The sequence below is a fragment of the Pseudomonas sp. GD04019 genome (assembly GCF_029837695.1).
In the GTDB taxonomy this organism is placed as follows: Bacteria; Pseudomonadota; Gammaproteobacteria; order Pseudomonadales; family Pseudomonadaceae; genus Aquipseudomonas.
On sequence record NZ_JAOEEA010000001.1, the window covers coordinates 1 to 13527 of the forward strand.

Here is a 13527-nt window from a genome sequence, read left to right on the forward strand (position 1 = left end):
TGGGCGGCCGGTCGGGAATCACAGGTTCATCACATCGAGGAAGCGCGGCGTGGCGCTGTCGTCGATCTTCAGGCTCTGGAAGTCGAACAGGTTGCGGTCGGCCAGCTGCGACGGCACCACGTTCTGCAGGGCGCGGAACATGATCTCGGTGCGGCCCGGGCTCTTGCGCTCCCAGTCCACCAGCATCTCCTTGACCACCTGGCGCTGCAGGTTCTCCTGCGAGCCGCACAGGTTGCACGGGATGATCGGAAATTCCTTCATCACCGAGTAGGCCTCGATGTCCTTCTCGTTGCAGTAGGCCAGCGGGCGGATCACCACGTTGCGGCCGTCGTCGGACAGCAGCTTGGGCGGCATGGCCTTCAGCGTGCCGCCGTAGAACATGTTGAGGAAGAAGGTTTCCAGGATGTCGTCGCGGTGGTGACCGAGGGCCATCTTGGTCGCACCGATCTCGTCGGCGTAGGTGTACAGGGTGCCGCGGCGCAGGCGCGAGCAGAGCGAGCAGGTGGTCTTGCCCTCCGGGATCTTCTCCTTCACCACCGAGTAGGTGTCCTTCTCGATGATGTGGTACTGCACGCCGATGGATTCCAGGTAGGCCGGCAGCACGTGCTCGGGGAAGCCGGGCTGCTTCTGGTCCATGTTCACCGCGACGATCTCGAACTTGATCGGCGCCACCTTCTGCAGGTAGATCAGGATGTCGAGCATGGTGTAGCTGTCCTTGCCGCCGGACAGGCAGACCATCACCTTGTCGCCATCCTCGATCATGTTGAAGTCGGCGATGGCTTCGCCGGCCAGGCGGCGCAGGCGTTTCTGCAGTTTGTTCTGGTTGACCGAAAGGCTGCTGGACATGGTGCTCGGGAATCCGGGTGAAGGCGAAAAGCTGGCCATTTTACGCACAAAGCCGGCGCTAGGCAGCCCGTGTTAGGCTGATCGGATGAACGACCTCGATCCCGCCCTCGACCTGCCCGACCAGTTGCACGCCCTGCTCCGCGAAGCGCCGGCTGGCATCAGCGAGTTCCACCTGATCCAGCAGCTCAAGGCTCGGCACTCCACGCATATCCCCAATCTCGGCCTGGCCGACAAGCTGGTGCTGTACCGCACCCACTTCCTGCTGTTCAACGCCCTCTACCTGCTGCGGGATCGCCTGTGGCAGACGCAGAGCGCGCACCTGGAGATCAGCCCGCTGTGCGTGCAGCTGCAACCCTGGCGAGCGGGCCCCGACGCACTGGCCGAACACGACCCGCTACGTGACTACTATCTCAATCTGCAACATTTGCGCGACACCACCGAGGACGACGTGGAGAAGCTGCTCTCCAGCTTCTGGACGCGCATGCAGGGCGGCGACGAGAAGCGCGCGGCCCTGGAACTGTTCGAGCTGAACGGCGACCGGCCGCTCAATCTCGCCACTATCAAGCAGCGTTACCGGCAACTGGTGAGCATCCACCACCCCGATCGCGGCGGTAGTACCAGCCGTTTGCAGTCGATCAACCTGGCGATGGAAATACTGCAGCGCTATTACGGCTGACTCTCAGAGAGCGATTCGCTCTAAAGCCACGGTTCATGCGGGCTGCGGCCTTCTCCTATACTGCGGCATACGGTCGCAGTGATTCGGCCGGCACCCGGCAGCGCTGAGCATGCGCGCCGGGCGCTACGCTCCGGGGCGATCGCACAATAACAAGAGGAGGTGTCTGCATGATCCACCATGTTTGGGGGCTCTTCACCCATCCCGACCAAGAGTGGCAGGAAATCCGTGGCGAGGAGGAATCCATCAGCCACATGTACCTGACCCACGTCCTGATTCTCGCGGCCATACCCGCGCTCTGCGCCTATTTCGGTACCACCGAGGTGGGCTGGCGCATCGGCGATGGCGAGGCGGTCAAACTCACGGCGAGCAGCGCGTTGCAGATGACCATCATGTCCTACCTGGCGATGATCGCCGGCGTTGCCGTGATGGGCGCCTTCATCCACTGGATGGCGCGCACCTACGACTCCAATCCGACCCTCACCCAGTGCATCGTCTTCGCCGCCTACACCGCCACCCCGCTGTTCATCGGGGGCGTCGCCGCGCTGTACCCGAGCCTGTGGCTGGGCATGCTGATCGGCACGGTGGCGGTCTGCTACACGGTGTACCTGCTGTATGCCGGCATCCCCACCTTCATGGGCATCCCCCAGGACGAAGGCTTCATGTTCTCCAGTTCGGTGCTGGCCGTGGGCCTGGTGGTGCTGGTAGCGATGATCGCCTGCTCGGTGATCCTCTGGGGCTTCGGTGTGGGGCCCGTCTACACCAACTGATAGGACGTCAAACCACAAGGCCGCCCACGGGCGGCCTTGTGGTTTGCTTGAAGAAAGTTGAACCCCGACGGCACCAGGTGGGCTCTAAGGCTGTAAGCCGGCCCGCAGAGGAGCGTCGCCCCATGACTCCGCATTTCCTGAACCTGTTCACCCATCCGGACGCCGCCTGGCACGAGATCCGGCAGGAAGAGGAACAGCACCCCGCCCATTATCTCGGTCATCTGCTGCTGCTCGCCCTGATTCCCGCCGTGAGCCTGTACGTCGGCACCACCGCGATTGGCTGGAGCCTGGCCGAAGACGAGCGGGTATTCCTGGACGAGCGCAGCGCCCTGCTGCTATCCCTCAGCGTCTATTTCACCGCGCTGATCGGCACCCTGATCATGGGCGGCTTCATCCGCTGGATGTCGCGCACTTTCGATACTCGGCCCTCGCTGAACCAGTGCATTGGCTTCGCCGCCTACACCGCTACGCCCTTGTTCCTCGCCGGTCTGGCGGCGGTCTTCCCTAGCCGCTGGCTGGCGATCATCGCCCTGGGACTGGCTTGTGCCTACTCGACCTTCCTACTGTTCGTCGGCCTGCCCACCTTCATGCGTATCCGCCAGCAGCAGGGCATGCTCTACGCCGGCTCGGTATGGGCGGTGGCGGTGCTGTCGGTGGTCACCCTGCTGGTGTCGGCCATCCTGCATTGGCACTTCTATACGCACCCGGTGTACGAGCGCACCACGCCGGAACAGGGCTACCCGACCCGTGAGGAAAGGCCGACCGTGCAAGAGCAGCAGCACAGCAACGACTGACGCGACCAGCGGTCGGTTTGGCCGCGCCGGGCATTGCGGCATAATTGCCGCATGCCCGAATCGCTCTACCACCGCGTCGAATCCTGTTACCAGCAGGCCGAAGATTTCTTCAAGCGCCCGTTCGCCCGCCCCGAGATCAGCTTCAAGCTGCGCGGGCAGAAGGCCGGCGTGGCGCACCTGCACGAGAACCTGCTGCGCTTCAATCCGAAGCTGTACGCGGAGAACCGCGAGCACTTCCTCAAACAGACGGTGGCCCATGAAGTGGCGCACCTGGTGGCGCACCAACTGTTCGGCCCGCGCATCCAGCCCCACGGCGAGGAATGGCAGCTGATCATGCGCGGCGTCTACGAGCTGCCGCCGGAGCGCTGCCACAACTATGACGTGGGCCGGCGCAAGGTTACCCGCTACCTCTACCTGTGCCAGTGCCCGGACGGCGAGTTCCCCTTCTCCAGCCAGCGCCACGGCCTGGTCAGCAAGGGGCGGCGCTATTTCTGCCGCCGTTGCCGGGCGACCCTGATATTCAGCGGTGAACAGCGGGTGGAGTAGGCGCGCTGACGATCCCTCACCCCCGGCCCCTCTCCCATGGGGAGAGGGGTGAACAGCCCAGGCCGTAGCCCGGATGCAATCCGGGAAGCCAGCAGCCCGTCCCCGGATTGCATCCGGGCTACCCGAGGGCCTTGCTGGTCTTGAACGCAGCGATTTCTACCTCGTCATAACCCAGCTCGCGCAGCACCTCGTCGTTGTGCGCACCGACCGCTGCTCCGATATGCCGAGGCGACTCCAGCCCTTGCGAGAAACGGATCGGGCAGGCGATCTGCGCCTGCGCCGGCTTGCCCTCGCGCGGCACCTGGGTGACCACGCCACGGGCCTTGAGCTGGGGATGCTCGACCGCCTCGGAGAGCTTCAGCACCGGCTCCACGCAGGCGTCCACTTCGGCGAAGCGCTGTTGCCACTCGGCCAGGTCGTGCTTTTCCACCTCGGCGGCGATTTCGCCCTTGAGTTTCTCCTGATCCTTGGGCGACAGGCCCATTGCCGCCAGTTCCGGACGGCCGAGGGCGGCGCAGAACTGCTGCATGAACTGCGGCTCCAGGCTGCCCACCGACAGCCAGCGGCCGTCGCGGGTACGGTAGTAGTCGTAGAAGCTGCCGCCGTTGAGCACTTGGTTCTGCATGTCCGGCTCGACGTTGCCGGCGAGGAAACCGGCGCCCGCCATGGCATGCAGACTGAAGGCGCAGTCGGTCATGCTGATGTCCACGTGCTGGCCCTGCCCCGTGCTCTGCCGGGCGATCACCGCCGCGAGCAGGCCGATCACCCCGTGCAGCGAGCCACCAGCAATGTCCGCCACCTGCACGCCGAGCGGCAGAGGACCGCTATCACGGCGACCGGTGTAACTGGAGAGCCCGCTGATGGCCAGGTAGTTGAGGTCATGGCCGGCACGATCCTTGTACGGTCCGGTCTGGCCGTAGCCGGTGATGGACACGTAGATCAGCCGCGGATTGATCGCCTTCAGGGCCTCATAGCCGAGGCCGAGCTTGTCCATCACCCCGGGGCGGAACTGCTCCAGCACGATGTCGTACTCCGCCACCAGACGCTTCACCACCTCCAGCGCCTCGGGCTTCTTCAGGTCCAGGGCAAGGCAGCGCTTGTTGCGGTTCAGGTAGGCGTGGCTGGTGGAGACGCCGTCCGCGTGCGGCGGCAGCATGCGCACCAGGTCGACCCGGGTGGGCGACTCGATGCGCAGCACCTCGGCGCCCATGTCCGCCAGCAGCAGAGAGGCGAACGGCCCCGGCAGCAGGGTGGAGAAATCCAGGACTTTCAGCGAAGACAGCGGGCCTTTCATGTTCAGTTTTCCCAATGCACAGAGGATTCGGCCGGCAGGCGGGCGACACACTCGGCGTAGCGCGCCTCCAGCACATTGCGGCGGATTTTCATGGTCGGTGTCATGCAGCCGTTGTCCACGGTCCAGCTGTCCTGCACCAGCAGCAGGTGGCTCAGGCGTTCGTGAGGCTGCAAGTTAGCGTTGAGACTGTGCAGGGTGGCCTGCAGATCGGCGGCCACCTTCTCGCGCGGCTGGGCGCGGGCGGCCGGCGACAGCTCGATCAGCGCCAGCGGCTGATCCAGGTTGCTGCCCATCAGACAGACCTGCTCTACCCAGGTGTTCTTGGCGATCTCGCCCTCGATGGGCGCCGGCGCCACGTACTTGCCCTTGCTGGTCTTGAAGATGTCCTTGACCCGCCCGGTGATGCGCAGATAACCGTCGGCATCCACCTCGCCCTTATCGCCGGTGTGCAGCCAGCCGCCGCGAATGGTTTCCGCGGTTTTCTCCGGGTCGCGGTAGTAGCCCTGCATCAGGGTCACGCTGCGGAAGAGGATTTCCCCGGAGTCGCCGAGGCGCATCTCCAGCCCCGGCATTGGCCGCCCTACCGAACCCAGGCGCACCTGGCCGGGGCGGTTGAAGCAGCCATAGGCGAAGTGCTCGGTCATGCCGTAGCCCTCGCAGATAGCCAGGCCGATGCGTTGGTACCACTCCAGCAGCCCCGTGGAGATGGCCGCCGCCCCGGACACCAGGATGCGCGCACGATCCAGCCCCAGGCCGGCGCGCAGCTTGCTCGCCACCAGCCGCCCCAGCAGCGGGATGCGCAGCAGCAGCGCCAGCCTCGCCGCCGGAATGCGCTCCAGCACGCCTTGCTGGAAGCGCGTCCACAGACGTGGCACGGAGAAGAACACGGTCGGGCGGATGTAACGCAGGTCGCTGGCGAAAGTCTCCAACGACTCGACGAAGGCCACGCCAGCGCCGCTGTACAGGCTGTTGAACTGCACCAGGAAGCGCTCGGCCGCGTGTGACAGCGGCAGGTAGGAGAAGAACTGGTCCTGCGGGCCGATGTCCATCTCGGCCGAGGCATTGGCCCCGGAAAAGCCCATGGCCCGCGCCGAGAGCATCACGCCCTTGGGCTGGCCGGTGGTGCCGGAGGTATAGAGGATGCTCAGCAACTCGTCGCCATGCTGTTCATGACCACCCACCAGCGGCGGATAGGCCTGCAGCTCGTGCCACTGATAGTCGGCACGCAGGGTCGGGTATGGCATGGCAATGCGCTTGACCTGCGGGCCGATGCCGGCCTCCAACTTCTCCGGCTCGTCGAGCTTGCCGAGGATGATCGCCTTGCATCCGGCATGCTCCAGCACATACGCCACACTTTCGGCCGACTGCAGCGGATACAGCGGTACGCTGACCAGCCCGGCCAACTGGATGGCCAGGTCGCTGATAAACCATTCGGCGCAGTTCTTCGCCAGAATCGCCACCCGGTCGCCCGGAGCGCAGCCCATGGCGAGCAGGCCTGCGGCCATGCGCCGGGCCTGGTCGTCGACCTGGCGCCAGGTGAAGTCATGCCAGACGCCGGCCACCGGCTGGCGCAGCCAGACGCGGTCGGGGCTGGCGTCCAGCCAGTGCTGGAAACGTTGTAACGGCAGTTGTTCGGTCATGCGGGCTCTCTTGTTGTTGTTCTTGTCAAAGGCGGGCGGGGCCGTTCAGAGCTTGAAGATACGCCGGGCATTCTCGTGGAGGAATCGCGCCTGCACTTCGGCGCTCAGACCCAGCTCCTTGACCTGCTGCATGCAGCGGGTCAGCGGCAGCTGGGGGAAGTTGCTGCCGAACAGCACCTTGTGGCTGCCGTAGCTGCGCATGAACTGCAGCAGCTGCGGCGGGTAGTAGCGCGGCAGGTAGCCGGAAGTGTCGATGAACACGTTGTCGTGCTTCCAGGCCAGGCCGATCATCTCGTCGGTCCAGGGGTGGCCGATGTGCCCGCCGACGATGCGCAGCTCGGGGAAGTCCAGCGCCACCTCGTCCAGGTAGGGCACCGGGCGGCCGGTCTCCGAGGGCATCAGCGGGCCGGTGTGGCCGACTTGGGTGCAGAACGGGATATCCAGTTCGATGCACTTCACGTACAGCGGGTAATAGAGACGATGGTTGGGCGGCAGCTTCCACAGCCAGGGCACGATGCGCAGGGCCTTGCAGCCCAGCTCCAGCACCGCCCGCTCCAGCTCGCGCACGGCGGCCACCGGCTTGCTCAGGTCCACCGTGGCCACGCCGACGAAACGGTCCGGATAGGCGCGAGTGTACTCGGCGATCTCATCATTGCTGAACACCCAGCCCTCGGGCCGGCACCAGGCGGCCAGCATCAGCTTGTCGACCCCGGCGGCGTCCATGTGCGCCACGGTCTCGTCGATACTCATGGCCTGGTCGAGCAGCTCGGCGGTGCCGGACTTCTCCAGCAGGCGCACCACCTCGGGCATCTTCTCGCGCAGGCGGCCATTGGCAGGCTGGGCCCAGGCATCGATGGCGTTCATCCGCAGCTCCTCGTTCCATTGGCGATCGAAGCAGGTTAGGCCGGCCCTCCCCGCCCCTCAATGACTCAAGTGCTCGGTGCGATTGACCCCACCGCTCAGCGCCTGGCTCAGGCGAAGCCGCGCTCGCCGAGGAAGCGCTGCAGGTAATCGATGAACGCCTGCACCTTGCCGGTGGCGCGGCGGTGGCTGGGGTAGACGGCGAGGATGTCGGCACCGAAGGCGTCCGGGTCGATCCGGTACTCCCCCATCACCCGCACCAGCCGCCCCTGCGCCAGCAACGGGGCGACACTCCACTGCGGCGTGTGCAGCACGCCGAGGCCGGCCACGGCGTTGGCCAGCAGCAGATCGTAGTTGTCGCTCTCCAGGCGCACCCGCCGCGGGTGCGGCAGGCAGATGCGCTTGCCATCCTGCTCCACCCACCAGCCTTCACGCCCCAGCGCCGGGTGCGCGTACATCAGCCAGTCGTGCTGCTCCATGGTCTGCGGGGTGAGTGGCTGCGGGTGGCGCGCCAGGTAGTCGGGGCTGGCACAGAGGTAGATGCGATTCTTGCCGACCACCCGGGCGATCAGCCCCGGCAGGTCGCTCGGTCCCTCGCGCAGGGCCAGGTCGTAACCCATCTCGACCAGGTCGACGAAGGCGTCGCACAGGTCCACGCGCAGACGCAGCTGCGGGTACTCGGCGAGGAAGCCGGCGCACACTTCGTCGAGAAAGGCGCGGCCGAAGGCCAGCGGCGCGGTCAGCCGCAAGGTGCCGTGCAGGCCGTGCTGCAGCTGGTCGATCTCCTCGCCGGCCTCGTGCAGGCGCTGCAACACCTGGCGTGCGGTGTCCAGGTACAGGCGGCCGACCTCGGTCAGCACGATGCGCCGGGTGCTGCGCTCGAACAGCAGCGCGCCGAGCTCGCGCTCCAGGTGGCCGACCGCCTTGGTCAGGGCCGAGGGAGTCTTGCCCAGCAGCTCCGCGGCGCGGCTGAAACTGCCCTGTTCGGCCGCGGCAACGAACATCGCCAAGGCCCCGAGCTTGTCCATGATTTTTTCCTTTTCGGCAAAAAGCTTGTGCGCGTCGGCAGCGTTCTGCCACCGGCAGGCTTTCGCTAGTCTCGCCGCCAGATCAATAAAAACAAGAGGGCATCATGAAAAGAGCACTACTGGCGAGCTCGTTGGCTTTTTCCTCAATGGAAGCCATGGCCGCCGCTGACCTGATCCTGTTCAACGGCCAGGTCTTCACCGCCGAGTCCGGCCAACCACGTGCCCAGGCCGTGGCGGTGGAAGACGGCAAGATCCTCGAAGTCGGCAGCGATGCGCAGATCCTCGCCCTGGCCGATGCCGATACCCGCCGCGTCGACCTGGCCGGCAAGGTGCTGATGCCCGGCATGATCGACACCCACAGCCACCCGGTGATGGGCGCCCTGGCCAGCCTGCGCGCCAACCTGTACGACGAGGTCAAGCCGCTGGCCGAGCTGGAACAGTGGATCATCGAACAGGACCAGGCCGGCACCGCGCGCCTGGGCGACATCGTGGTGATCTCCGGGGCCAGCTCGGCGTACTGGAAGGACAGCCGCGCGCTGGCCAAGCGCTTCAACCAGGGCCGCTGGGCCGAGCAGCCGCTGGTGCTCGACGGCATCGACGGCCACACCGGCTGGGCCAACCAGGCCATGCTGCGCCGCGTCGGCATCGACGCCGCGCTGATCAAGACCCTCGACGAGAAAGAGGCCAGCTACATCGAACACGAGGCGGACCTGACACCCACCGGCTACCTCAGCGAAACCGGCTGGGACCGGGTGCGCAGCCAGCTGCCCAAGCCCTCGGACGCGATGATGCTGAAGGCCGCCCGCGAGGCCGTGCGGATCAATCTGGAAGTCGGCGTCACCGCCTGGATGGACGCGGCGGCCAATGGCGGCGGCGAGCAATCGCTGTTCGAGATGCGGCCCACCACCCAGGACCTCGGCGTGCTGCCGCTGTACCGCACGCTGGCTGAAAAGGGTGAGCTGAATGTGCACGTGGCCGCCCTGCTGCTGACCCATCCGCAGAGCAAACCCGACGACCTCGCGGTGCAGGCCGACGTGATGCGCCAGTTCGCCGGCGTGCCCAACCTGACCTTCCCCGGCCTCAAGGTGTTTGTCGACGGCATCCTCGAATACCCGGGGCAGACCGCCGCGGTGATCGACCCGTACAGCAACAGCCACAAGCAGGGCCAGCTGCTGATCGACCCGCAAGGCTTCGGCCCGTTGCTGGCCGCCGCCGAGAAACGCGGCTGGATCGTGCATATGCATGCGGTCGGCGACAGGGCGGTGCGTGAATCGCTGAATGCCGTGCAGTACGCCCGCCAGCAGAGCCCGGCGCAGATACCGCACAGCATCAGCCACCTGCAGCTGGTCAATCCCAAGGAGTTCCCGCGCTTCAAGGAGCTCGGCGTGATCGCCTCCATGCAACTGCTGTGGGCCACCGCCGAGAGCTACACCGAGGAGCTGGTCAAACCCTACGTCAGCGCCTACGCCTACCGCTTCCAGTACCCGGCGCGCTCGCTGCACAAGGCCGGCGCCACCATCGCCGGGGCCAGCGACTGGCCGGTGTCCAGCCCCAACCCGTGGAACGCCATCGCCCAGGCCAGCACCCGCCAGGGCCCGCTCGGCGTGCTCAACGCGGCCGAGAGCATCGACCGCGAGACCATGCTGCGCGCCTACACCATCAACGCCGCCAAGACCCTGCGCCTGGACGCCAGCATCGGCTCGCTGGCACCCGGCAAGCAGGCCGACCTGATCGTCCTCGACCGCGACGTGTTCAAGGTCAGTGACGCCGAACTGTTCGACACCAAGGTGCTGCAAACCTGGTTCGCCGGCAAACCGGTGTACCAGGCCCCGAGCGAAGCAACCGCCCAACGCCAATAAGCCCCACCCCACCGCCTCCACCGTGCGCCTCTGGCCGTGCGGCGGAGCGGCTCGCCCTGAACTGCCGACCTAATAACCACAACACAAGGCTATTCCATGCGCATCCATCGCCACCTCACCCTGGCCCTCCTGGCCGGCTGTGCCCTGCAAGCCCAGGCCATCGAGCTCAACGAGCAGTTCTCCCTGGCCATCACCCCTACCCTCGCCAGCGACTACCGCAACAGCGGCATCTCGCAGACCCTGGGCGACCCCGCCGCCCAGCTCGACCTGATGCTCAGCCATGCCAGCGGCCTGTATGCCGGGGTGTGGACCAGCAACGTCGACTTCGGCCACGACTGGGAGAATGACGACCACTTCGGCACCCGCCAGGAGATCGACTACTACCTCGGCTACTACTGGCAGATCGGCGACGCCATCAGCCTGGACGGCTACTACAACCGCTCCACCTTCCCCGGCGAAAGCCAGTTCAACGGCAGCGACATCTACCTGACCTTGGAGGCCTACGGCCTGTTCGTCGGCGGCAAGCATTCCCACGACACCGAGCAGACCGCCTTCACCCGCTACGCCGGCTACCGCACCCAACTGCCGCTGGAGATCGGCCTGGAGCTGCGCTGGGAAAACGTCGACTACAAGGACGGAGTGTTCTTCAACGCCGACTACAGCGACTCGCGCGAGGACTACGACAACTGGCAGCTCTCGCTCAACCGCGAACTGGCCGGCGTGACCTGGGGCGTCAGCTACGTCGACACCGACCTGTCGGACGCCGAATGCCTGAGCTTCATGGGCTACGAGGACCTGTGCGGTGCCGACCTGGTGGTGAGCGCCAGCAAGACCTTCTGATCGGCGCCATGCGTAGGGCGAACGCAGACCGCGCAACCCCGAGACTACCCTCGCGGGTTACACCCGTCCTACGCATGCAGTCAAGGTGTAGGGCGGGTGCAACCCGCGCATCTGACCATCGCGAATCTCACCGGCTCCAGGCTGAGATAACTGTATGGTCGATTTGAAAGTCAGCTGCGGATTGCGCTGCCATCGCGGCGGCGTAAGCTGGCGGCTCCTGCCTGGAGCCGCTCCATGAAACCCGCCGACCTGTTCCGTCTGCTGCTGCTCGCCGCCATCTGGGGCGCCAGCTTCCTGTTCATGCGCATCACCGTGCCGGTGCTGGGCAGCCTGCCCACCGCCTTCTTCCGCGCCAGCCTCGGCGCCCTCGGCCTGTTCGCCTTCCTCCTGGTACTGCGCCCGGCCTGGAACTTCCACGGCAAATTCCGCGCCTGCCTGGTGCTGGGCGTAATCAACGCCGGCCTGCCCTCGGTGATGTACTGCCTGGCCGCATTGGTGCTGCCGGCCGGCTACTCGTCGATCTTCAACGCCACCACGCCGCTGATGGGTGTGCTGATCGGCGCACTGTTCTTCAGCGAGGCGATGACCCCGAGCAAGGCCGCCGGCGTGGCGCTGGGCCTGTTCGGCGTGGCCGTGCTGACCCGCACCGGCCCGGTGGCCTTCGACCTGCCGCTGCTGCTGGGCGCCGCCGCCTGCCTGGTAGCGACCATCTGCTACGGCTTCGCCGGCTTCCTCACCCGCCGCTGGATCGGCCAGCAGGGCGGCCTGGACAACCGCCTCACCGCCTTCGCCAGCCTGGTCGGTGCCAGCCTGTTCCAGCTGCCACTGCTGGCCGGCAGCCTAGCCTGGCAGATGCCCACCAGCTGGGGCGGGCCCGAAGTGTGGTTGTCGCTGGCCGCCCTCGGCCTGGTCTGCACCGCGTTCGCCTACGTCCTGTACTTCCGCTTGCTGGCCGATATCGGCCCGATCAAGGCCTCCACCACCACCTTCCTGATACCGCCATTCGGCGTGCTATGGGGCGCCCTGCTGCTGGGCGAGCCACTGAGCTGGGCCTATCTGCCGGGCTGCGCGCTGATTGCGGTGGCGTTGTGGCTGGTGGTACGGCCGAGTGCGCCGGGGGTGGCGCCGGCCAAAGCGTGAACTCGGAGAGTCGGAGCCCTGCAGACCAGTCCCCTCTCCCTCCGGGAGAGGGTTAGGGTGAGGGCCCTGCAGGCAACTCGCAGTTGCCGGATATAACCCCACCCCCACCCCTCTCCCAAAGGGAGAGGGGATACAAAAAAGCCGCCCGAGGGCGGCTTTTTCATAGCGGTGCAATTGCTTACTGCTGCAGCTCCTGCTCACTGAACAGATCGCTGAACAACATGCTGGAGAGGTAGCGCTCACCCGAGTCCGGCAGGATCACGACGATGGTCTTGCCCTGCATCTCCGGCTTCTCGGCCAGGCGCACGGCGGCGGCCATGGCGGCGCCGCAGGAGATGCCGCAGAGGATGCCCTCTTCCTGCATCAGGCGCAGGGCCATGGCCTTGGACTCGTCGTCGCCAACCTGCTCGACGCGGTCGACGATGGACAGGTCGAGGTTCTTCGGCACGAAGCCGGCGCCGATGCCCTGGATCTTGTGCGGGCTCGGTTTGACCTCTTCACCGGCGATGGTCTGGCTGATCACCGGCGAGGCGATCGGCTCGACGGCCACCGAGAGGATCGGCTTGTGCCGGGTGTTCTTGATGTAGCGCGACACGCCGGTGATGGTGCCGCCGGTGCCGACGCCCGCCACCAGCACGTCGACCGCGCCGTCGGTGTCGTTCCAGATTTCCGGGCCGGTGGTCTTCTCGTGGATGGCCGGGTTGGCCGGATTGTCGAACTGCTGCGGCTGGAAGTACTTGCTCGAGTCGGCGCTGGCGATTTCGTTGGCCTTCTCGATGGCGCCCTTCATGCCCTTGGCCGGCTCGGTCAGCACCAGCTCGGCGCCGAGGGCCTTGAGCACTTTGCGCCGCTCCAGGCTCATGGAGGCCGGCATGGTCAGGATCAGCTTGTAGCCACGGGCGGCGGCGACGAAGGCCAGGCCGATGCCGGTGTTGCCGGAGGTCGGCTCGACCAGGGTCATGCCCGGCTTGAGCAGGCCGCGGGATTCGGCGTCCCAGATCATGTTGGCGCCGATCCGGCACTTCACCGAATAACCGGGGTTGCGCCCCTCGATCTTCGCCAGGATGGTGACGCCCTTGGGGCCCAGGCGGTTGATCTGCACCAACGGGGTGTTGCCGATGGACTGGGCGTTGTCGGAATAGATGCGGCTCATGATCCTTTGTCCTTGTGGAAAACCGAGGCCAAACAGCCTAAGCCCGGCCGCGCGGATCGTCCAGCGCAGACGGGTCGAACTCC

The 13527-nt window shown here is 66.1% G+C and carries 13 protein-coding genes; 7 read left to right on the forward strand and 6 right to left on the reverse strand.

Annotated elements, in window-relative coordinates; all coding sequences use genetic code 11:
* Positions 1-18: 18 nt before the first annotated feature.
* Entirely contained in the window at positions 19-846 is an 828-nt protein-coding gene (ttcA, locus tag N7607_RS00005; protein ID WP_279865035.1) for a tRNA 2-thiocytidine(32) synthetase TtcA, read from the reverse strand.
* An 85-nt stretch (positions 847-931) separates the two neighbouring features.
* Here ttcA and N7607_RS00010 point away from each other — a divergent pair, with 85 nt between their 5' ends.
* From N7607_RS00010 to N7607_RS00025, 4 genes are all read left to right on the forward strand, one after another.
* Positions 932-1522, forward strand: a complete 591-nt coding sequence (locus N7607_RS00010; protein WP_279865034.1) for a DNA-J related domain-containing protein — start codon at positions 932-934, stop codon at positions 1520-1522.
* 167 nt (positions 1523-1689) lie between these two features.
* Entirely contained in the window at positions 1690-2289 is a 600-nt protein-coding gene (locus tag N7607_RS00015; protein ID WP_279865033.1) for a Yip1 family protein, read from the forward strand.
* A 122-nt stretch (positions 2290-2411) separates the two neighbouring features.
* Positions 2412-3083, forward strand: a complete 672-nt coding sequence (locus N7607_RS00020; RefSeq protein WP_279865032.1) for a Yip1 family protein — start codon at positions 2412-2414, stop codon at positions 3081-3083.
* A gap of 33 nt (positions 3084-3116) precedes the next feature.
* Positions 3117-3629 carry a SprT family zinc-dependent metalloprotease gene (locus N7607_RS00025; RefSeq protein WP_279865031.1) on the forward strand — a complete coding sequence of 171 codons (513 nt, stop codon included), beginning with the start codon at positions 3117-3119 and terminating at the stop codon, positions 3627-3629.
* Between the two features lie 118 nt (positions 3630-3747).
* Here N7607_RS00025 and N7607_RS00030 read toward each other — a convergent pair whose 3' ends face one another.
* The 4 genes from N7607_RS00030 to N7607_RS00045 all read right to left on the reverse strand — a co-directional run bounded on the left by N7607_RS00030 (position 3748) and on the right by N7607_RS00045 (position 8452).
* Complete coding sequence (locus N7607_RS00030; protein ID WP_279865030.1) at positions 3748-4923, reverse strand: CaiB/BaiF CoA-transferase family protein; 1176 nt, start codon at positions 4921-4923, stop codon at positions 3748-3750.
* Positions 4924-4925: 2 nt separating this feature from the next.
* The gene (locus N7607_RS00035; RefSeq protein WP_279865029.1) at positions 4926-6563 is read right to left on the reverse strand and encodes an AMP-binding protein; all 1638 of its coding nucleotides are present in this window, start codon (positions 6561-6563) and stop codon (positions 4926-4928) included.
* A 45-nt stretch (positions 6564-6608) separates the two neighbouring features.
* Entirely contained in the window at positions 6609-7427 is an 819-nt protein-coding gene (locus tag N7607_RS00040; RefSeq protein ID WP_279865028.1) for an amidohydrolase family protein, read from the reverse strand.
* Positions 7428-7534: 107 nt separating this feature from the next.
* Positions 7535-8452: a LysR family transcriptional regulator gene (locus N7607_RS00045; RefSeq protein ID WP_279865027.1), complete on the reverse strand. Its 918-nt coding sequence runs from the start codon at positions 8450-8452 to the stop codon at positions 7535-7537.
* A gap of 104 nt (positions 8453-8556) precedes the next feature.
* Here N7607_RS00045 and N7607_RS00050 point away from each other — a divergent pair, with 104 nt between their 5' ends.
* From N7607_RS00050 to N7607_RS00060, 3 genes are all read left to right on the forward strand, one after another.
* Positions 8557-10311 carry an amidohydrolase gene (locus N7607_RS00050; RefSeq protein WP_279865026.1) on the forward strand — a complete coding sequence of 585 codons (1755 nt, stop codon included), beginning with the start codon at positions 8557-8559 and terminating at the stop codon, positions 10309-10311.
* A 96-nt stretch (positions 10312-10407) separates the two neighbouring features.
* Entirely contained in the window at positions 10408-11151 is a 744-nt protein-coding gene (locus N7607_RS00055; RefSeq protein WP_279865025.1) for a TorF family putative porin, read from the forward strand.
* A gap of 234 nt (positions 11152-11385) precedes the next feature.
* Positions 11386-12291 carry a DMT family transporter gene (locus N7607_RS00060; protein WP_279865024.1) on the forward strand — a complete coding sequence of 302 codons (906 nt, stop codon included), beginning with the start codon at positions 11386-11388 and terminating at the stop codon, positions 12289-12291.
* A gap of 178 nt (positions 12292-12469) precedes the next feature.
* On the opposite strand, the gene cysK is transcribed toward N7607_RS00060, so the two are convergent.
* Positions 12470-13444, reverse strand: coding sequence for a cysteine synthase A (cysK, locus tag N7607_RS00065; protein ID WP_279865022.1), 975 nt, complete (start codon positions 13442-13444; stop codon positions 12470-12472).
* Between the last annotated feature and the right edge of the window lie 83 nt (positions 13445-13527).